The sequence below is a fragment of the Flavobacterium sp. SM2513 genome (genome assembly GCF_050908145.1).
Taxonomy (GTDB): domain Bacteria; phylum Bacteroidota; class Bacteroidia; order Flavobacteriales; family Flavobacteriaceae; genus Flavobacterium.
In genome coordinates this window covers 1,183,113-1,203,017 of sequence record NZ_CP194228.1, presented here as the reverse complement: position 1 = coordinate 1,203,017, position 19,905 = coordinate 1,183,113, and the positions used below count along the sequence as shown (strand labels likewise).

Annotated in this window: 17 protein-coding genes; 9 read left to right on the top strand and 8 right to left on the bottom strand. The window is 35.3% G+C overall.

Translation table 11 applies throughout. The annotated features are described in order from the left end of the window. Window positions 1-24: 24 nt before the first annotated feature. The gene (fbp, locus tag ACQ5J2_RS04900) at window positions 25-1,044 is read left to right on the top strand and encodes a class 1 fructose-bisphosphatase (protein WP_432672614.1); all 1,020 of its coding nucleotides are present in this window, start codon (window positions 25-27) and stop codon (window positions 1,042-1,044) included. A 135-nt stretch (window positions 1,045-1,179) separates the two neighbouring features. Here the strand turns inward: fbp and ACQ5J2_RS04895 are convergent, their stop codons facing one another. Continuing rightward, on the bottom strand, window positions 1,180-1,611 hold the full coding sequence (locus tag ACQ5J2_RS04895) for a TerB family tellurite resistance protein (RefSeq protein WP_432672613.1): 432 nt from the start codon (window positions 1,609-1,611) through the stop codon (window positions 1,180-1,182). 174 nt (window positions 1,612-1,785) lie between these two features. Between ACQ5J2_RS04895 and ACQ5J2_RS04890 the strand changes: the two genes are divergently transcribed. The 3 genes from ACQ5J2_RS04890 to ACQ5J2_RS04880 are packed head-to-tail and all read left to right on the top strand — an operon-like array spanning window position 1,786 to window position 4,466. Continuing rightward, window positions 1,786-2,379: a HupE/UreJ family protein gene (locus tag ACQ5J2_RS04890; protein ID WP_432672612.1), complete on the top strand. Its 594-nt coding sequence runs from the start codon at window positions 1,786-1,788 to the stop codon at window positions 2,377-2,379. Between the two features lie 56 nt (window positions 2,380-2,435). Then, window positions 2,436-2,867 (top strand): deoxycytidylate deaminase, encoded by a 432-nt coding sequence (locus tag ACQ5J2_RS04885; protein ID WP_432672611.1) that lies wholly within the window; start codon window positions 2,436-2,438, stop codon window positions 2,865-2,867. 6 nt (window positions 2,868-2,873) lie between these two features. Then, a complete protein-coding gene (locus tag ACQ5J2_RS04880) occupies window positions 2,874-4,466 on the top strand; it encodes a S41 family peptidase (RefSeq protein ID WP_432672610.1) in 1,593 nt (530 codons plus the stop codon). A 7-nt stretch (window positions 4,467-4,473) separates the two neighbouring features. Here the strand turns inward: ACQ5J2_RS04880 and ACQ5J2_RS04875 are convergent, their stop codons facing one another. Genes ACQ5J2_RS04875 through ACQ5J2_RS04865 form a run of 3 tightly spaced genes read right to left on the bottom strand, consistent with a single transcriptional unit; the run spans window position 4,474 to window position 5,905 of the window. Continuing rightward, window positions 4,474-5,085: an FAD-dependent oxidoreductase gene (locus tag ACQ5J2_RS04875; RefSeq protein ID WP_432672609.1), complete on the bottom strand. Its 612-nt coding sequence runs from the start codon at window positions 5,083-5,085 to the stop codon at window positions 4,474-4,476. A gap of 7 nt (window positions 5,086-5,092) precedes the next feature. Continuing rightward, entirely contained in the window at window positions 5,093-5,290 is a 198-nt protein-coding gene (locus tag ACQ5J2_RS04870; RefSeq protein ID WP_432672608.1) for a hypothetical protein, read from the bottom strand. A gap of 39 nt (window positions 5,291-5,329) precedes the next feature. Further along, on the bottom strand, window positions 5,330-5,905 hold the full coding sequence (locus ACQ5J2_RS04865) for a MarC family protein (protein WP_432672607.1): 576 nt from the start codon (window positions 5,903-5,905) through the stop codon (window positions 5,330-5,332). Between the two features lie 157 nt (window positions 5,906-6,062). On the opposite strand from ACQ5J2_RS04865, the gene ACQ5J2_RS04860 reads away from it, so the two are divergent. The 3 genes from ACQ5J2_RS04860 (at window position 6,063) to ACQ5J2_RS04850 (ending at window position 10,703) form a co-directional block, all read left to right on the top strand. Then, the gene (locus tag ACQ5J2_RS04860; RefSeq protein ID WP_432673262.1) at window positions 6,063-6,644 is read left to right on the top strand and encodes a DUF3109 family protein; all 582 of its coding nucleotides are present in this window, start codon (window positions 6,063-6,065) and stop codon (window positions 6,642-6,644) included. Window positions 6,645-6,900: 256 nt separating this feature from the next. Next, window positions 6,901-7,887, top strand: a complete 987-nt coding sequence (locus ACQ5J2_RS04855) for a ribonucleotide-diphosphate reductase subunit beta (RefSeq protein ID WP_432672606.1) — start codon at window positions 6,901-6,903, stop codon at window positions 7,885-7,887. Window positions 7,888-8,282: 395 nt separating this feature from the next. After that, window positions 8,283-10,703, top strand: a complete 2,421-nt coding sequence (locus ACQ5J2_RS04850) for a ribonucleoside-diphosphate reductase subunit alpha (protein WP_432672605.1) — start codon at window positions 8,283-8,285, stop codon at window positions 10,701-10,703. 583 nt (window positions 10,704-11,286) lie between these two features. Here the strand turns inward: ACQ5J2_RS04850 and ACQ5J2_RS04845 are convergent. From ACQ5J2_RS04845 to ACQ5J2_RS04830, 4 genes are all read right to left on the bottom strand, one after another. After that, window positions 11,287-11,829 carry a DUF6252 family protein gene (locus tag ACQ5J2_RS04845; RefSeq protein ID WP_432672604.1) on the bottom strand — a complete coding sequence of 181 codons (543 nt, stop codon included), beginning with the start codon at window positions 11,827-11,829 and terminating at the stop codon, window positions 11,287-11,289. A gap of 229 nt (window positions 11,830-12,058) precedes the next feature. Then, a complete protein-coding gene (amaB, locus tag ACQ5J2_RS04840; RefSeq protein ID WP_432672603.1) occupies window positions 12,059-13,612 on the bottom strand; it encodes an L-piperidine-6-carboxylate dehydrogenase in 1,554 nt (517 codons plus the stop codon). Window positions 13,613-13,825: 213 nt separating this feature from the next. Beyond that, window positions 13,826-14,359, bottom strand: coding sequence for a 3-hydroxyanthranilate 3,4-dioxygenase (locus ACQ5J2_RS04835; RefSeq protein ID WP_432672602.1), 534 nt, complete (start codon window positions 14,357-14,359; stop codon window positions 13,826-13,828). 67 nt (window positions 14,360-14,426) lie between these two features. After that, a complete protein-coding gene (locus ACQ5J2_RS04830) occupies window positions 14,427-15,533 on the bottom strand; it encodes an endonuclease/exonuclease/phosphatase family protein (protein WP_432672601.1) in 1,107 nt (368 codons plus the stop codon). Between the two features lie 136 nt (window positions 15,534-15,669). Here ACQ5J2_RS04830 and ACQ5J2_RS04825 point away from each other — a divergent pair, with 136 nt between their 5' ends. After that, window positions 15,670-18,480: a carboxypeptidase-like regulatory domain-containing protein gene (locus ACQ5J2_RS04825; RefSeq protein ID WP_432672600.1), complete on the top strand. Its 2,811-nt coding sequence runs from the start codon at window positions 15,670-15,672 to the stop codon at window positions 18,478-18,480. Between the two features lie 28 nt (window positions 18,481-18,508). Then, window positions 18,509-19,897 carry a DUF5689 domain-containing protein gene (locus ACQ5J2_RS04820; RefSeq protein ID WP_432672599.1) on the top strand — a complete coding sequence of 463 codons (1,389 nt, stop codon included), beginning with the start codon at window positions 18,509-18,511 and terminating at the stop codon, window positions 19,895-19,897. The last annotated feature ends 8 nt before the right edge of the window (window positions 19,898-19,905 follow it).

Here is a 19,905-nt window from a genome sequence, read left to right as displayed (position 1 = left end):
TCACAAAACTACAACGATTTCGACATGGAAAAACGCAACCAGACTTTAGGAGAATTTATTATTGAAAAACAAACTGATTTTAAATATTCTTCTGGAGAATTATCCCGAATTATTAACTCCATAAGATTAGCGGCCAAAGTCGTAAATTATAAAGTAAACAAAGCAGGGCTTGTTGATATCATTGGAGCCGCTGGCGAACAAAATATTCAAGGTGAAGACCAGCAAAAACTGGATGTTTACGCTAATGAAGTGTTTATTCAAAACTTAATAAACCGTGAAATTGTTTGCGGAATTGCTTCTGAAGAAAACGACGATTTTATCACTGTTCAAGGAAGCGATAACGGACATAACAATAAATATGTAGTTTTGATGGACCCTTTAGACGGTTCTTCCAATATTGATGTAAATGTTTCTGTAGGAACGATTTTCTCCGTTTATAGACGTGTAACTCCTATAGGAACTCCCGTTACGATTGAAGATTTCTTGCAGCCCGGAATTAATCAAGTTGCCGCAGGTTATGTGATTTACGGAACTTCAACCATGATTGTTTATACAACGGGTCATGGTGTAAATGGGTTTACTTTAAACCCTGCAATTGGAACATTTTATCTTTCACATCCCAACATGACGTTTTCTAAAGATGGAAATATTTATAGTATTAATGAAGGAAATTACACGCATTTTCCTCAAGGAGTAAAGGATTACATCAAATATTGCCAGACGGATGAAGAGGACAGACCTTACACTTCGCGGTACATTGGTAGTTTGGTTTCTGATATTCATAGAAACATGATTAAAGGCGGCATCTATATTTATCCAACAAGTGCCAAAGCACCAAAAGGAAAATTGAGATTGTTATACGAATGCAACCCAATGGCTTTTATTGCGGAACAAGCGGGTGGAAAGGCATCTGATGGCCACAATAGAATTATGGAAGTTGTTCCGACCGAATTGCACCAGCGTGTTCCTTTTTTCTGCGGAAGTTATAACATGGTTAAAAAAGCAGAGGAATTTATGTTGAAAGCGAAGTTGAGTAAATATTAGGGGAAGAGAAAAGAAAATAGAGGAAAGAATATAGAAGCAAAAACCCCATTTAAAAATGATTTTAAATGGGGTTTTTAAGTTTTATTAATTTTCTATACAGTATACATTTTACAACAGTACACTATACAAAAACTATTACTTATTCATGTGGGTCATTTCGAATAAGAATGTATCTAAATCTACATTCATTACCAACAAAGACAATGATTTATCGACGATATAAGCTACGTTTCCTGGTGTGAAACCTAACGCTAAAGCAAAACGAGTTAAAATTTCTTTTTGGCCTGGTCCTAAAATATGGTCTGCATAAACCATTTTAGATAAATCGTACAAACGCTCTAAACGGTGAATGTGTAAGTAAGGAGGGTTGATAGGGTATTTTAAAGGATTCTCTAAAATTTCGGCATATTCTTCTTTGGAAATATCCAGTTGTACCGCCAATTTGTCCAAAAACGAACGTTCGCCAGGACTCAAGTGTCCGTTTTCCATTGCAACTCTAACAATCGAAGCAAAATGTCCTTTGTTTCTGTTTTTAAATCCGCTATCAAATAATTCTGCAAATGACATAATCGTGTGTTTTTATATAATGCAAATATAGAATCTATTTTAAAATTTACAGAGAACAATTTTGAAACTTTTATGTAAAAGCCATTTCTTTATTTTTTCACAGTCACTTTTCTATTGGTTTGAAAATAAATTGTAAGTTTGAAATTCCCAATACACCTTCTAAAAACACCACTTATGTCAGAATTTATGCTCTATTTAGAAATCGGTTTGCGCCATGTTTTAGACATCAATGCCTATGACCATATTTTATTTCTAATCGCATTAGTAGTCCCTTTTGGTTTCAAAGACTGGAAAAAAGTAATCACTTTAGTATCAATTTTCACATTAGGACATACGATAGCATTAATAATGTCGGTTTATGGAATCATTAAATTCAATGCCAGTTGGATAGAATTTTTAATACCTTTAACTATTCTATCTACAGCTATCTATAACTTATTTAATTCGGGGAAAGGAAATGCAAAATCAGGCATTTCCATTGCTTTTTTTATCACTTTGTTTTTTGGAATCATCCATGGACTTGGGTTTTCCAACTATTTCAACTCTATTTTAGCTGGTTCGGCAGGCGATAAAATTTTACCTCTTTTGGAATTTGCATTAGGAATCGAGTTGGCACAATTGGCAGTCGTTTTAACGGTTTTATTGATTTCCTTTATCATGCAATATTTCATTAGGAACTCCAAACGAAACTGGGTTTTGATTACTTCTTCTATAATTATAGGTATCGTAATTCCGATGTTAATTGAAAGTGAAATTTGGAAAAAGTAAAAACTTTCGCTTTTTGTTTCCTATTTTTACACGCTCTTTTACCTTAAAATTCCTCCATGAATCCCGATAAATTATCCCGTTACGACAAAGCTTATTTAAAAATCGCACAAGAATGGGGTTCACTCTCCTATTGCGAACGTAGAAAAGTGGGTGCTATAATCGTAAAAGACCGCATGATTATTTCTGACGGGTATAACGGAACGCCCTCTGGTTTTGACAATTGTTGCGAAGATGAAAACGGAATAACCCGATGGGATGTCCTACATGCCGAAGCCAATGCAATCCTGAAAGTGGCAGGTTCAACCCAGTCGTGTCAAGGCGCTACCTTATATATTACGCTTTCGCCTTGCAAAGATTGCAGTAAATTGATTCATCAATCTGGTATTAAAAGAGTTGTTTATCAAAAAGGATATCGCGATGATTCCGGCTTAGCATTTTTGGCGAAAGCAGGAATTGAAGTTATCCACATTCCCGAACTTGAGGACTAATTATACATGAAAAACAACAAAAAATATTTCCCTATTTATCTATTTGCAACTTTGGCATTTGGTATGATTTTAGGCACGATGCTCAATTTTCCTGTTGCTGATTTTTCGTCTAGCAAAAACCCAACAAATAAACTCAACAAACTCATCAATCTTATTGACACTGAATATGTCGATTCTGTCAACACCGATTCGATTGTTGATTTGGCGGTAAATGATATTTTAGCACAACTCGACCCACATTCTATTTATATTGCAAAAGAGGAACTCGAAGATGTAACGCAAAGCATGAAAGGGGATTTCGTAGGAATTGGAATCAATTTTTACATGCACAAAGACACTTTATCTGTTGTGAATGTGGTAGAAAATGGGCCATCAGAACGAGCGGGACTTAAATCAGGTGATAAAATTTTATTTGCAGACCGAACCAAATTATTTGGAAGAAAACTTCCAACCGACAGTTTATTTGCAAAACTAAAAGGCGACAAAGGTTCAGAAGTGGAGTTAACGATTTTCAGAAAAATAGCCAATAAAAAACTAAAACTAACTGTGACACGCGATGTGGTACCTATAAAAAGCGTCGATATTGGTGTGATGGTAGATAAAAAAGTGGGATATATCAAAATCAATCGATTTTCAGAAACTACTTATGATGAGTTTCACAGAGAACTTTTGGCATTAAAAAAACAAAACGCACAAACTATAATAGTTGATTTGCGAAATAACGGTGGTGGCTATTTAGAAAAAGCCGTTGAAATTGCTGATGAATTCTTGCCAGAAAACGAACTGATTGTCTTTACCAAAAATCGAAAAGGACGTGTAGATAAAACATTTGCGACTTCAAAAGGTGATTTTGAAAAAGGGAAATTAGTCCTTTTAATTAACGAAAATTCTGCTTCTGCTAGTGAAATTTTAGCCGGAGCCATTCAAGATAACGACCGCGGAATTATTATGGGCCGTCGTTCGTTTGGGAAAGGTTTGGTGCAACGCGAAATGAATTTTGGCGATGGGTCGGCCGTTCGATTGACGATTGCAAGGTATTATACGCCAACAGGCCGTTCAATTCAAAAGTCTTACGACAAAGGCGGAGACGATTACAGCCATGATTTTGAACGCCGTTTCGAAAGTGGCGAACTGTATTCCAAAGACAGTATTAAAATTGCAGATACGATTCAATTTAAAACCCCAAAAGGAAAAATTGTCTATGGTGGTGGCGGTATTGTGCCCGACGTTTTCATTCCCTTACAAGTGGAACATGGCGATGAAGGAATTGCCTATTTCATGCAATCGCCTTATGTGGGGAATTTTGTTTTTGAGCAATTAGACAAAAACCGCAAACAATATATAGGTATATCTTACAACGATTTTATTGCTAAAAATTTATATTCAGAAGCAAACTTTAAAGCATTTAAGAAACACTTTTCTCAAAATGAGTTCGGTGATTTAGGTTTATTGGAGAAATTCAATCAAAATAAAAAGATGATTCAGCGTTATATTGCAGCAGAATTTGCACAACAATTGTACGGTTCAAAATACTATTATGAAGTGATTTTACCTTATGATGCAATGATAATGGAAGTTATAAAAGAAGCGAAAAAGTAAATAAAAGCTATTTTTTCTTAGTGCTATCATGAACTTGAGCATGATTTCCGTCATTCCAAATTGTCAGAATATCAGTAGCTACAGAAGCGCCACTTCCTGCTGCAATAGCAAGTTGACTTCTCCAGCCCGCTAAAGTTCCTGCAACGTAAATTCCTTCCGCAACCAAGTGGTCGTGGTTTTCTAATTGAATTCTGTTTTTTGCTGCAATAGCTTTTTTATGCGGAATCACGTACTGCATTAATCCATCGATAGCAAATGTTTGAGAGGCGTTAATTGCAACTACGATTATTTTTGCCGAGTATAATTTTCTATTGGTAACGACTGTAAAATCACCAGGTTTCCCTTCAATACCCATTACTTTTTCATCTTCAATTTGAATAATATGAGTATATTGCTCTTGTAATTGTTGGGTACTTTCAATCAATAAATCAGCCCCCAAAGTTCCTGCTGGAATTCCGTATGCATTATTGAATAAAGCTTCTTGAAGATTGGATGATTTTTGATGCGTAAAAATGCCAATTTCTTTATCGTTGGCAAAAGATTTGTTTTTGGCAGAACCTAGAACTAAAGCACAAGAAATGCCTGAAACGCCACCGCCTATGATTAAAACATCAAACATGGAGGTTCTAATTTTGAGTTTTGTCCTGAATCGTTTTTGACATTCGGAAGATAAGTAAAATCAATACGGCACAAATAGAAGCTGCAATTCCGATTAATCCTACAAGACTATCCCCTTTAATTAAATTATCAAAATCAAGCAAAGTGATATTGAAAATAATCAAGACAAAGGCAAATATGATTAAAACAGTAGTAAAAATTTTCATCTGAACGGGTTTACGGGTGTGAAATTAAAAAAAATAAAGCTATATAAATAAGGCTTTAACATTACTTGCAAATAATTTAACAGCGATGGCAAGCAGAATGACTCCAAATATTTTTCGGATTACACTCAAGCCGTTGGCACCCAATATCGTTTCGATTCTTTTAGATGCTTTAAGCACTAAATACACTAAAATAATATTAAGAACAATTGCAATAATAATATTAATAGCTTGATATTGAGCTCGCAAAGAAAGCAGCGTTGTCATCGTTCCCGCACCTGCAATTAATGGAAAAGCAAGAGGAACAATAGAAGCCGAATTGGCCTCTTCATCTTTGTATAATCGAATTCCCAAAATCATTTCTAATGCTAAGAAAAAAAGCACAAAAGCACCTGCAACGGCAAATGAATTGACGTCAATCCCAATTAAACTCAAAATTTGTTCTCCTACAAAAAGAAACGTAATCATAATCGCTCCAGCCACTATCGAAGCTTTTCCTGACTCAACATGTCCGAATTTGCTACGCAAATCAATAATAATAGGAATACTCCCTACGATATCAATTACGGCAAAAAGCACCATAGCAACGGTAATAATCTCTCTAAAATCTAAGTTCATAATCGTTCAATTTTTGTGGCTGCAAAAGTATTTCAAATTTCTAGATTGAAAGCTAATTTTGAGTTAATTTTTAACGCTGAAAATCAGTCGTTTGAGAATTATATTAAAATTGAAATTCAAAGGTTTGAAACTGGAGTTCAAGTTGTATATTTGCCGAATGTTTCAACTAGGAAAAACCATCGTCTCGGAAGACATTTTAGAAAAAGATTTTGTGTGTAACCTCTCCGCTTGTCACGGTGCTTGTTGTGTCGATGGCGATGCAGGAGCTCCTTTGACCGAAGAGGAGACTAAAATCATGGAAGCCATTTATCCAAAAGTAAAACCTTTTTTACGTAAAGAAGGAATTGCTGCAATCGAAGCTCAAGGTACTTGGGTTGTTGGTACCGATGGAACCATAGAAACCCCTTTGATTGATGAAAAAGATTGTGCTTACGTTATTTTTGACGGCAAAACCGCACTTTGCGGAATTGAGCAAGCGTACAATCAAGGAGAAGTTGACTGGAAAAAACCTGTTTCCTGTCATTTATACCCAATTCGAGTGAAAGATTTTTCAGAATTCGCCGCTGTAAATTATGATAAATGGGACATTTGCGACCCCGCTTGTAGTTTAGGTGCGGAGTTAGAAGTACCCGTTTATAAGTTTGTTAAAGAAGCTTTAGTTCGTCGTTTTGGCGAAGATTGGTACGCTGAATTAGAGAAAGTAGCGGAGGAATTGAAGAAACAAAATTCTCTCAAATAATTTCGACTTTAACTTTTTTCTATTCGAAAATTGTCTTATATTTTAAAGCGATTTCGACTTATTGTGTTTATTTAACATATTGCAATTCAATTGTTTAAAATTTAAAACGTCCGTATCCCTTGTATTTGCTACGTTGTTAAAAACTATCTATAATTGTGAATAAGTTTGGCTTTTTATTCCCCTAATAATTCACAATCTTTGTAAGGCACTAATCTCAAACAGTGCAAATTTTTAACCGTATAAAAGTCAGTTTAGTATGTCAAAAGTAGAACCAATCTTGCAAGAAAATAAAAATCGATTTGTAATTTTTCCAATCAAACACCATGATATTTGGGAGTTTTATAAATCCATGGAGGCGAGTTTCTGGACTGCCGAAGAAATTGATTTGTCACAAGATTTAAACGACTGGAATAATAAGTTGAATAAAGACGAACAATATTTCATCAAACACATTTTAGCATTTTTCGCAGCTTCAGACGGAATTGTAAACGAAAACCTTGCTGAAAACTTTGTAAACGAAGTGCAATATGCGGAAGCGAAGTTCTTCTATGGTTTCCAAATCATGATGGAAAATATTCACAGCGAAACGTATTCCTTATTAATCGACACTTACGTAAAAGACGAAGCAGAGAAAGCCGATTTATTCAACGCATTAGAAGTTTTTCCTGCAATTAAGAAGAAAGCGGATTGGGCTATTCAATGGATTGATTCGGATTCTTTCGCAGAGCGATTGATTGCTTTTGCTGCAGTGGAAGGAATTTTCTTCTCGGGTGCTTTTTGTTCCATTTTCTGGTTGAAAAAACGAGGTTTGATGCCAGGATTGACGTTCTCAAACGAGTTGATTTCGCGTGATGAAGGTGTTCACTGTGACTTTGCAGTGCATTTGCACCAACATCACTTGGTAAACAAAGTGCCAAAAGACAGAATTAGAACCATTATTATTGACGCCTTAAACATCGAAAGAGAATTTATTACGGAATCACTTCCTGTAAGTTTGATAGGAATGAATGCCAATTTAATGACGCAATATTTAGAGTTTGTAACTGATAGACTTTTAGTAGAACTAGGTTGCGAACGTGAATACAACACGCCAAACCCATTCGACTTTATGGACATGATTTCACTTCAAGGGAAAACAAACTTCTTTGAGAAAAAAGTGGCAGAATACCAAAAAGCAGGTGTAATGAACAGCGGAACGGGTACTTCAGATGCTCAGAAAATTAGTTTTGACGCGGATTTTTAAGAAGTTGTACGTTCTAGGTGGTGAGTTGTAGGTTTCTCGCGTTTGTAAATAGAACGCGGATGACGCAGATTTGACTGATTTACGCGGATTTTTAAAATTGCGATTGAAACTCGAAAAAGCCCAAGCCATAAAATTAGGTTAGCCCAGATTATCTCATCGGTTAATGATTTTCATTTGAATTCGATGAATGCAAAGCATTTGAAGTGGAAATCCTTTGTGTTTTTTCTTTAAAAACACAAAGATTAAAACGGAAAGCTGGAAATAGCTCCAAAAAAAAATATTTATAAAAAATAAGTCAAAAATAAACTTTGCGACTTTGTGCCTTCGTGGCAAAATTGATTACAATTAACCTGAAACAGTAAAGGGATTTGCTGTTTTGAAAAACACAAAAAACTATGTATGTAGTAAAAAGAGACGGACGAAAAGAGCCAGTCATGTTTGACAAAATCACGGACAGAGTAAAAAAACTTTGTTATGGTTTGAATGATTTAGTAGATGCCGTAAAAGTAGCCATGCGGGTTATTGAAGGGCTTTACGATGGGGTAACTACATCAGAATTGGATAATTTAGCGGCAGAAACTGCGGCTTCGATGACAATTGCTCATCCAGATTATGCACAATTAGCAGCGCGAATTGCGATTTCTAATTTGCATAAAAACACTACCAAGTCCTTTTCAGAAACGATGAATGAAATGTTTCATTACATCAATCCAAGAACCAATCAGGAAGCGCCTTTGCTATCTGACGAAGTTCACAAAGTGATTATGGATAATGCGGAATTTTTAGATTCGCATATTATTTACAACAGAGATTTTAACTACGATTACTTCGGTTTTAAAACATTGGAGCGTTCGTATTTACTTAAGATAAACGGCAAAATTGTAGAGCGTCCTCAACATATGTTGATGCGTGTTTCGGTAGGTATTCACTTAGATGATTTGGATTCTGTATTGGAAACCTACGACTTAATGTCGAAAAAATTCTTCACGCATGCAACGCCAACGTTGTTTAATGCGGGAACACCAAAACCTCAAATGTCTTCTTGTTTCCTTTTGGCAATGCAAGACGATAGTATTGACGGAATTTACGATACGTTGAAACAAACCGCTAAAATTTCGCAATCTGCGGGAGGTGTTGGTTTGTCTATTCACAACGTTCGTGCAACGGGTTCATACATTCGTGGAACAAACGGAACATCAAACGGAATTGTTCCGATGTTACGTGTTTTCAACGACACCGCTCGTTATGTAGACCAAGGTGGTGGAAAACGTAAAGGAAGTTTTGCGATTTACATCGAAACTTGGCATGCAGATATCTTTGACTTCTTAGATTTGAAGAAAAACACTGGAAAAGAAGAAATGCGAGCTCGTGATTTGTTTTTCGCTATGTGGACTTCCGATTTATTCATGAAACGTGTGGAAGAAGACAGTTATTGGACGTTGATGTGTCCAAATGAATGTCCGGGATTGTACGACGTTTATGGCGAAGAATTTGAGAAAATGTACGTTGATTATGAAGAACGTAAAAAAGGTAGAAAAACCATCAAAGCGCGTGAACTTTGGGAGAAAATCCTAGAATCACAAATTGAGACGGGAACGCCTTATATGTTGTACAAAGATGCAGCCAACCGTAAATCGAATCAGAAGAATTTAGGTACCATTCGTTCTTCGAACTTGTGTACAGAGATTATGGAATATACCTCTGCTGATGAAGTTGCGGTGTGTAACTTGGCTTCAATTTCGTTGCCGATGTTTGTGGAAAACGGAAAATTTGACCACCAATTATTGCATGATGTAACGAAAAGAGTAACGCGTAACTTGAATAAAGTTATCGACAGAAATTACTATCCAGTAAAAGAAGCTGAAAACTCTAACATGCGTCACCGTCCAGTAGGATTAGGTGTGCAAGGTTTGGCAGATGCTTTTATCTTATTGCGTTTGCCTTTTACAAGTGACGAAGCGAAGAAATTAAACGAAGAAATTTTTGAAACTTTATACTTTGCAGCCGTAACCGCTTCGATGGAAATGGCAATAGAAGAAGGACCGTATTCTACATTTGCAGGTTCGCCAATATCACAAGGAGAATTTCAATTTAACCTTTGGGGATTGAAAGACGAAGATTTATCAGGACGTTGGGACTGGAGTTCGTTGCGTAAAGAAGTAATGCAGCATGGTGTGCGAAATTCACTTTTGGTAGCACCAATGCCAACGGCTTCGACTTCGCAAATTCTTGGAAACAACGAGGCTTTTGAACCTTACACTTCTAATATTTATACAAGACGTGTACTTTCAGGGGAGTTTATTGTGGTAAACAAGCACTTGCTACACGATTTAGTGGATTTAGGTTTGTGGAACGACAACTTGAAACAAGAAATCATGCGTCACAACGGTTCGGTTCAAAATATTGATATCATTCCACAAGATTTGAAGGAATTGTATAAAACGGTTTGGGAACTTTCGATGAAAGACATTATTGATATGTCTAGACAACGTGGTTATTTTATTGACCAATCGCAATCGTTGAACTTGTTTATGCAAGACGCGAATTATTCTAAACTGACTTCGATGCATTTCTATGCTTGGAAATCAGGATTGAAAACCGGAATGTATTATTTGAGAACAAAATCGGCAGTAGATGCGATTCAGTTTACATTGAATAACGACAAGAAAGCAGCTCCAATTGAAATTGTGGAACCAAAAGCAAAGCCAGTTGCAGTAGTAGCAGAACAAGTTGAATTGACGGCGGATGAATACAAAGCAATGATTGAATTGGCTAAAAGTGCCGGTCCTGATGATTGCGAAATGTGTGGGTCGTAAATATAAGAGGATATTATGTTGCAAATAATGATAAAACAGCTACCGAGAGGTGGCTGTTTTATTTTTATAATAACAAAGCAATAAAGCGTTTTGCTTATAAAATGCTTCGCTATTTCTCCAATCGCCACGATTGGAGCTATTTTGAATTCCAAATGTCTTCCTGCGCGACGATTAGAGCAATTCTGAATTGAAAATACCTTCCTACTCCGCGATTGGAGTAATTCTGAGTTGGAAATGTCTTCCTGCGCGACGATTGGGGTTATTTTGAATTGAAAATGCCATCCTGCTCGGCGATTGAGGATTTTTCAAAATAAAAATAACTTGCTCCGTTACGAAAGTGTTTAATTTCAATTCAAAAATACAGCAGACATTCGCAGAGCTTTGTGGAATTAGAAGAAACTTCGGGCAGCTGGACATTTGCCATATTGTATGCAAGAAACAAAATAAAAAGTAATGTAATTTTTTTCATAATTGTGTTTGTGTTAAATTCATTGTGTTAAATGTATTAATTGATTTTTAAAGAAACCTAATTGTAGTATTTTTATTTAATTTATATATAAATCTTAATTTTAAAATGTTTTTATTAATAATGCCTATCAAAACGACCTTCCCGCACTTCTACTTTCTCTCCATTTGAATTTATTGCATCAAACCAAAAAGTCCCAGAAAGTATCGCATTATTAAAATCGTGATGTGTTATTTTTAGTTCACCAACTATTATATTAGTTGTAATGTAATCTCCTGTTCCATTAGAAAAATCGACATAAGTGCCATAAGCATATATTTTAGAACTATCATTTAAATCAAGTTTTAATGGAATAATTGACCCTTCTATTAACTGCTTATTTAAACTGAAAATTCCTAATGAGTTAATAATATCATTATTTCGTTCTCCAATAAATAATACAAAATTTAAACCATCTTGATAAGATAAAGGATTTGTTCCAGGAATAAATCCTTTAGGTAAAAAAGCTTTACCATTTACCAAACAACCTGCAGTATTAGCTCCGGTTTGTGTGGCGGGTGGTAGTTTTTCTAATTCAGTTTTAGGTGTACTGGGTTTGTTATCGTTATAGTCGCATCCAAAAATGCAAATGAGAAATAAAAGTAAAATTGTTTTTTTCATAAGTTATACGCTTTAAGGGTTATAGTTAGGCTAAATATAGGTTATTTTTGAATAAATTAAATAAGTTTATTCATTGCAAATTAATAGTTTAATAGATATGTTTAAAGATTTAATAAGTTCAAAATAAATAATAATTGAAGTTTATTATATGTCCTTAAAGTAGAAAATATATGTACAAAAAAAAGGACAACATCGCTGTTGTCCTTTTCAATATTTAATCTAAAATATCTTACAAATCAAATTTTATTCCTTGTGCCAAAGGCAATTCGTCTGAATAATTCACTGTGTTTGTTTGTCTTCTCATATACACTTTCCAAGCATCAGAACCTGACTCACGACCTCCACCGGTTTCTTTTTCACCACCAAAAGCACCACCAATTTCAGCACCAGAAGTTCCGATGTTTACGTTAGCAATTCCACAATCAGAACCTGAGAACGACAAGAATTTCTCTGCTTCTTTCAAGTCATTGGTCATAATCGCTGATGATAAACCTTGGGCAACGCCGTTTTGCATATCAATTGCATTCTCTACATCACCACTGTATTTCATTAAATATAAAACGGGTGCAAATGTTTCGTGTTGAACGATTTTGAAACTGTTTTCGGCTTCAATGATTGCTGGTTTTACGTAGCATCCACTTTCGAAACCTTCGCCCGAAAGAACACCACCTTCTACCAATACTTTTCCACCTTCCGCTTTCGCAGACTCAATTGCAGCTAAATACGTGTTTACAGAATCTTTGTCGATAAGTGGTCCGATGTGGTTTTTTTGGTCCAATGGATTTCCAATAGTCAATTGACCATAAGCACCCACAATAGCATCTCTCACTTTATCATAAACCGATTCGTGAATGATTAATCGTCTTGTAGAAGTACATCTTTGTCCCGCAGTTCCTACAGCACCAAAAACAGCACCTGGAACAACCACTTTCAAGTCGGCTGTTGGCGTGATGATGATGGCATTGTTTCCACCTAACTCTAACAATGATTTTCCGAAACGTTCGGCTACTTTTGCACCAACGATTCTTCCCATACGAGTAGAACCTGTTGCAGAAACTAGAGGGATTCTAGTATCGTTAGTCATCATTTCACCTACTTTATAATCTCCGTTGATGATGGATGAAATACCTTCTGGCAAATTGTTTTCTTTTAAAACTGCAGCAATAATATTTTGACAAGCTACAGTACATAAAGGCGCTTTTTCCGAACCTTTCCATACACAAACATCACCACAAATCCATGCTAATGCTGTGTTCCAAGCCCAAACTGCTACTGGAAAGTTGAATGCAGAAATAATTCCTACTACTCCAATAGAATGCCATTGTTCACGCATTACGTGACCTGGACGTTCAGAAGGAATCGTTTGTCCGTTCAATTGACGTGATAAACCTACGGCAAAATCACAGATGTCAATCATTTCTTGCACTTCTCCATACCCTTCTTGCAAAGATTTACCCATTTCGTAAGAAACTAATTTCCCCAATGGTTCTTTTAATTCTCTTAATTTGTTTCCAAATTGACGTACGATTTCTCCTCTTTGTGGAGCTGGCATTGCTCTAAAAGTTTTGAAAGCAGCCGTTGCGCTTTGCATTACTCTTTCGTAATCCGCAGCCGTTGTAGTTTTTACTTTACCAATTAATTGACCGTCAACTGGCGAATAACTTTCAATGATTTCTCCATTAGAAAACCATTCGTTTCCTGTTGATGTTCCTTCGTTGATGGCTTTTACCCCTAATTTCTCAAGTGCTTCGACCATTCCGAATTGTTGTGCTATTGTAGACATTCTATATTTTTTAAATGTTTTTACTATGTATTATGCAAAAATAGGACTTTTATTTCACTTTTTAGGTCGCATTTGTTACACAATGGGTTTTCAACTTATACCTTTCTCCCTAGCCCAGATGGAAACGGCATCCCTTTTATTTTCGTCCTTGCGAGAAACGAAGCAAACTAAAATAAAAAGGTACAGTGGACAGCTGGAACTAGCTCCTGAAAATTATTTTACAAATTTTGGGTCGGCTTCCATAATGGTTCCGCAGTTGTTGCATGTTCTCAATTCTTCCGAATTATAAAAATGCTTGAAATGTGGCAAGAAATCGGTTTCGATATCCGTTAACTCAAAGTAAACTTCGTGCAGTTTATGGTTGCAATTTTCGCAGAACCAAAGCAAGCCGTCTTTTAGATTTTGCCCTTCCCTTTTTCTTTCGATAACTAAGCCAATCGAGTTCTCTGTTCTTACCGGAGAATGCGGCGTTTTGGCGGGATGCAAATACATATCGCCTGCATTGAGTTGCATCGCGACTTTCTTACCTTCGTCTTGCACATAAACTGTAATGGAACCTTCTAGTTGATAAAACAATTCTTCGGTTTCATTAAAGTGGTAGTCTTTCCGGGCATTTGGACCCGCAACAATCATCACAATATAATCTTCCGATTCGATGTAGATGTTTTTATTCCCGACAGGTGGTTTCAATAAGTGTCGGTTTTCCTCAATCCATTTCGTTAAGTTGAATGGTTTTGCAATAGCCATAATTTTTTCTTTTACGCTAAATTACTAAATAAAAAAGGTTGGCGCGAACCAACCTTTTAAAACTCTATTATTTTACTTCCTTAATCAAATAAATGTAAACAGGGAAGTGATCACTAAATCCTGGTTCGCTTGAGGAATTCCGCAAGGGATACCCTTTATATTGTCCTGAAGTTTGAATCATGAATTGTTTATTATAAATTCCAGCTTTCCAATACTGCCATCCCGAAAAATTACCATTTACATAAGGTTCTGATACCATGATTTGGTCAAAAATATCACCTGAATCTCTGTAAAATAATGAGGCATGACCGTCTTTAGCCATTTGCTCAAAAGGATTGTAAATACCACCTTTCTTCACTTGCTCTTTTTTCAATTTGGCACCAATACCTTCTTTCACACTCTTGTTGTAAGCACCATCATTTAAATCACCCATCGTGATGATTTTTGAATTCGGATTGATTTTAAATAACGAATCCATTATTTTACGATTCAATCTTCCGGCAGCTTCACGGTAAGGGCTACTTCTTTTCTCTCCACCCGAACGTGACGGCCAGTGGTTTACAATGAAGTGTACTTCTTCACCATCTAATAAACCAGTAACTAATAATTGATCACGTGTATAAACTCGTTTACTCGTAGCATCAAAGTTCACATTAACTTTCTCCACTTCACCTTCCTCTTTTTCTTCTTTCTTAGAAGTATCGAGTTGGTCTTGATAAATATATAATGGGACGTTAATATAGCTTGTTGGTTTGAAATGTTTTTTTTGATATAGAAATCCTACATCAATCCCACGTTTGTCTGGAGATTCAAAATGCACTATTCCATACTCTTTACCTGCAATTTGTGAGTTTCTTACTAAGTCTTCTAAAACACCTTTGTTCTCTACTTCAGACACTCCTAATATAGTAGGCGATTCTTTTTGTTGGTCGTTTGTACCAATTTCAGCGATTACTCGTGCAAGATTATTTATTTTTTTAAAGTATTTTTTGGAGGTCCATCCGTTTTGAGGCAAATATTCTTCATCATAATTTGCTTGATTGATGGTGTCAAACAAATTTTCAACGTTATAAAACGCAACGGTATGTACTTTATATTTCTTTCCTTGTGCCTGAGAATGCGCGATTCCGACAATTAAAACTAGAAATAAAAAGATCGATTTTTTAAAATTCATAGATTTGTAATATTAATTTAATGTCAACTTTAACAGAAACTTGGCTACAAAAGTAGTTATATTTAATTTAAAATGTAACTTTGCACCCGTTAAGAAAAGATTATTTTAACAAAACGAGATTAATTTAAATTTATTTATGAAAAAACTTGTAATTAGTATGTTCTTTGTGCTACAAGTTGTTCTAGCTTGGTCACAAGGCGGAACATCAGGTATCACTGGGAAAGTTGTTGATTCGAAAACTATGAAACCTTTAGAAAGTGTAGTTGCAACTATTCAAAACACAACATTAACTGTTCTGACGAATCAAGACGGTGTTTTTACTTTTGAAAATGTAGTAGTTGGTGAACAACTACTAGAAATTAATACGTCTGGATATACAAGGCAATTGCTTTCTGTATTAGTGACTAAAGAAAGTATTTTAGATTTGGGAACAATTGTTTTAGAGTATGACACTACTTCTGAACAACAATTAAGTCTGATTGTTATTACTGAAAGTGATTTAGGTGATGACAATAGCGGTTCAGAAAGTACGGCGGGTTTGCTTCAAGCTACTCGTGACGCTTTCCAACAGTCAGCTGCATTTAATTGGGGTCAAGCCCGATTTAGAATCAGAGGTTTAGATAATGAATATGGAAAAACTATGATAAATGGTATTTCTATGGACAAAATTTACGACGGAAGACCACAGTATGCTAACTGGGGAGGTCTAAACGATGCGACTAGAAATCAAGAATTCACTATGGGTTCTGCTCCATCTGACTATACTTTTGGTGGTGCTTTAGGAACTCAAGAAATCAACACAAGAGCTTCTATTTATCGTCCTGGAACTAGAATTACCTTTTCTGGAACAAATACCAATTATAGTTGGAGAACCATGGCTACTCATGCTTCAGGTATGGATCAAAATGGTTGGGCTTATGTAATTTCTGCGGGAAGACGTTGGGCTGAAGAAGGTCATTTTGAAGGTACTGATTATGCAGCAAATTCATTTTTTGCTTCTGTTGAAAAAAAGATTAACGACAGTCATAGTTTAAATTTTACTGCTATTTATGCTCAAAACAGTAGAGGAAAAAACTCACCAAATTCGAAAGAAGTAAGTGATTTAGCTGGCGTAAAATACAATTCATACTGGGGATGGCAAGATGGAAAGAAAAGAAACTCAAGAGATAAAGACGTTGAAGAACCTATATTTATTTTGAGCCACTTTTGGAAGCTAAATGACAAAACGGATTTAAATACGAGCGTTGCTTACCAATTTGGTTCTATTGGAAACAGTAGATTTGACTTTAATGGAGCAAATAATCCAGATCCAATTTACTATAGAAATCTTCCGAGTTATTATACTACAAAGCATGATGATTTTGGTGATTATATTGGTGATTCTCCACAAAACATTGCAAATGCAGAACTTGCAAAAACTACCTTTTTAGACAACAAGCAAATCAACTGGAATGCTGTTTATGATGCTAATGTTAATAACGGTGGTGAGTCAACAACTATTTTATATGAAGATAAAACCGACGATAAATTATTTACAGCAAATTCTGTAATAACTTCTCAACTTTCGGACAACATCATATTAAACGCTGGTGTAACTTATCGTAAATTAAAATCAGACAATTATCAAAAAGTAACTGATTTATTAGGTGGCCAATATTATAATGATGTAGACCAGTTTTTCTCAGGAGACCAGTCACAACCTAATTTACTAAATCCAAACAACACAGTAGTTGAGGGAGACCGATACGGATATAGTTATTTATTGCATGCAAATGTTGCTCAAGCATTTACTCAATTTAAATTTTCTTACGACAAAGTTGATTTTTATTTAGCACAAAGCTTTACTAAATCAATTTACCAACGTGAAGGTTTGTATCAAAATGGTATATATCCAACAAACTCTTTTGGAAAAAGTAAAAAAGCTGATTTTGACAACTTTGGTTTTAAAGGAGGTTTAACGTATAAAATTACAGGTCGTCACTACTTAGATTTCAATGCATTGTATATGACAAATGCACCAACGATGAGAAATACATTTCCAAATGTACGATTGAATAACAATATCGTTACTGATTTAGATAGTGAAAGTATTCAAAGCTTTGATGCAAGTTACATCATCAGAATGCCGAAATTAAAAGCGAAAATTACTGGATTTTATTCTAAAATTCAAAATGCAACCGATATCGGATTCTTCTACTCTGAAGGAGTTGGAGTTCTTGACGAAACTGGTGCGTTACTTGGAGGTTCTGGAAATGCTTTTGTAGCAGAGATTGTAACTGGTATTGATAAACTAAACATTGGTGGAGAATTTGGATTGGAATACCAATTGACTTCGACGCTTAAAGTGACCGGAACTGCAGGTGTAGGTCAATATACTTTTGACAACAATCCTAATGTAAAATTGAACGTAGATAATGCTCAAAGAGTTATTGACTATGGTGAATCTACTATGAAAGATTACAAACAAGCTGGAACGCCTCAAAAAGCATATTCAGTAGGTCTTGAATACCGAGCTCCACAATTCTGGTGGATTGGTGCCAATGCAAATTACTTAGACGAAACGTATATTGATGTTTCACCACTTCTTAGAACAAATAATTTTTACAACAATGCAGAAGATCCTCAAGGACTTCCCTTTTTCGGTGCTACAGAAGCTGAAGGCAGAGAATTACTTAGACAAGAAAAGTTTGATCCAATTAGATTGGTTAATTTAGTAGGTGGGAAATCTTGGAGAATCAGTAATAAAAACAGAAATACAATTGGATTTTTTGCGTCAATAAATAATGTTTTTGATGTTGAATACATCACAGGAGGTTTTGAACAAGCTCGTAATGCAAACTACAAAGAAATAAAACAAGATTTGGCTGGACCTACACGTTCATTTGGTCCTAAATATTTTTACGGATATGGCCGAACGTATTTCGTAAATGTGTACCTTAACTTTTAATTAAAAAAAATACATAAACAATATAGTTATGAAAACAAATATTTTAAAATCAATTTTTATCATCGCAATTTCAGCTGGAATGCTTACAAGCTGTGTTAACGACGATGATTACAGTACTCCAAACTTAAACGATTTTAACTGTATATCAGTTGATAGTTTAGCTTCTACGAAAACTATTCAAGAAATTTTTGCTATTGCTACTGCAGCGAATGGTTCACCTGTGAAATATACAGATCCTGATGTCATTGACGCTTATGTTGTATCTAGTGATAAAGGAGGAAATTTCTTTAAAACAATACATTTTGAAGCAGCTGATAAATCAATCGCTTTTAGTGCGTTAGTTGATTATGCAAACTATGCTTCCGTATACCAAGTAGGTCGTCACGTAAAAATAAAATTACAAGACCGTTACATTCAAATTAAAGATGGTGGTTTATTAATTGGTCAATTAGACGGGAATTCTGTATTTAGAATTGCGCAACCTTTAGTAATTCCTACATTTCCTAGAACTTGTGAGCCGGCGTTAACTGATGCTGACTTAGTTACATCTTTAACAATTACAGAAGCTTTAGCTAGTAACACACATTTGAACAAATTGATTGACTTCACTGGAGTACAATTTGCTGCAAGTGCTGTTGGTAAACCTTACCACATTCCTGCAAATGGAAACTCTGGTACAAATCACACTATTACTGACATTAGTGGAAAAACAATTATCGTTAGATCAGGAAGTTTTTCTAAATATGCTGTAAATATTGTTCCAGGAAATAGCGGAACGATTAGAGGAGTACTTACTCGTTTTGGTTCAACTTACCAGTTTACACCTAGATATGAATCAGACATTATGTTAGACCAAGAACGTTTCTACATCAATACGCAAATTGGTGGAACAGCGATAACATATTCAGGGTCTTTTACTGAAAATTTCGAATCTTTTGCAGTAAGCAACAAGATATTCCCCGCTTATTTGAACGATTCTTATGTAGGAAGTAGATATTGGGAAGTAAAACAATTTCCAACAAATACTGGTAATAAATATATTCAAATGAGTGCATTTGGTAGTTCTGAAGCAAACAGAACATTATTCTTTGTTCCTGCAGATATGACAGCGGCTAATACTCTATCTTTCAAAACAAACGACGGATATAACAATGGTGCTGCATTAAAAGTATATTATACTACAAATTATACACCTGGAACTGATTTATCTACTGCTACACTTACCGAAATCACTAGTTCGTTTACTATTTCTTCTGGAAACACAAATGGTTATGGAAGTACGTTTATTAATAGTGGTGTATTTGCTATACCAGCTGCAGTAACAGGTAACGGATTCTTTATCTTTGAATATGCTGGAAGTGGTGTTTCACCAGGAGTAACAACTACAATTCAAATTGATGATATTGTAATTAACTAAAAAAAACT

Coding starts and splice junctions, on each gene's coding strand:
- fbp (WP_432672614.1), top strand. CDS start 25: ATGGAAAAACGCAACCAGACTTTAGGAGAATTTATTATTGAAAAACAA.
- ACQ5J2_RS04895 (WP_432672613.1), bottom strand. CDS start 1,611: ATGTCATTTGCAGAATTATTTGATAGCGGATTTAAAAACAGAAACAAA.
- ACQ5J2_RS04890 (WP_432672612.1), top strand. CDS start 1,786: ATGTCAGAATTTATGCTCTATTTAGAAATCGGTTTGCGCCATGTTTTA.
- ACQ5J2_RS04885 (WP_432672611.1), top strand. CDS start 2,436: ATGAATCCCGATAAATTATCCCGTTACGACAAAGCTTATTTAAAAATC.
- ACQ5J2_RS04880 (WP_432672610.1), top strand. CDS start 2,874: ATGAAAAACAACAAAAAATATTTCCCTATTTATCTATTTGCAACTTTG.
- ACQ5J2_RS04875 (WP_432672609.1), bottom strand. CDS start 5,085: ATGTTTGATGTTTTAATCATAGGCGGTGGCGTTTCAGGCATTTCTTGT.
- ACQ5J2_RS04870 (WP_432672608.1), bottom strand. CDS start 5,290: ATGAAAATTTTTACTACTGTTTTAATCATATTTGCCTTTGTCTTGATT.
- ACQ5J2_RS04865 (WP_432672607.1), bottom strand. CDS start 5,905: ATGAACTTAGATTTTAGAGAGATTATTACCGTTGCTATGGTGCTTTTT.
- ACQ5J2_RS04860 (WP_432673262.1), top strand. CDS start 6,063: ATGTTTCAACTAGGAAAAACCATCGTCTCGGAAGACATTTTAGAAAAA.
- ACQ5J2_RS04855 (WP_432672606.1), top strand. CDS start 6,901: ATGTCAAAAGTAGAACCAATCTTGCAAGAAAATAAAAATCGATTTGTA.
- ACQ5J2_RS04850 (WP_432672605.1), top strand. CDS start 8,283: ATGTATGTAGTAAAAAGAGACGGACGAAAAGAGCCAGTCATGTTTGAC.
- ACQ5J2_RS04845 (WP_432672604.1), bottom strand. CDS start 11,829: ATGAAAAAAACAATTTTACTTTTATTTCTCATTTGCATTTTTGGATGC.
- amaB (WP_432672603.1), bottom strand. CDS start 13,612: ATGTCTACAATAGCACAACAATTCGGAATGGTCGAAGCACTTGAGAAA.
- ACQ5J2_RS04835 (WP_432672602.1), bottom strand. CDS start 14,359: ATGGCTATTGCAAAACCATTCAACTTAACGAAATGGATTGAGGAAAAC.
- ACQ5J2_RS04830 (WP_432672601.1), bottom strand. CDS start 15,533: ATGAATTTTAAAAAATCGATCTTTTTATTTCTAGTTTTAATTGTCGGA.
- ACQ5J2_RS04825 (WP_432672600.1), top strand. CDS start 15,670: ATGAAAAAACTTGTAATTAGTATGTTCTTTGTGCTACAAGTTGTTCTA.
- ACQ5J2_RS04820 (WP_432672599.1), top strand. CDS start 18,509: ATGAAAACAAATATTTTAAAATCAATTTTTATCATCGCAATTTCAGCT.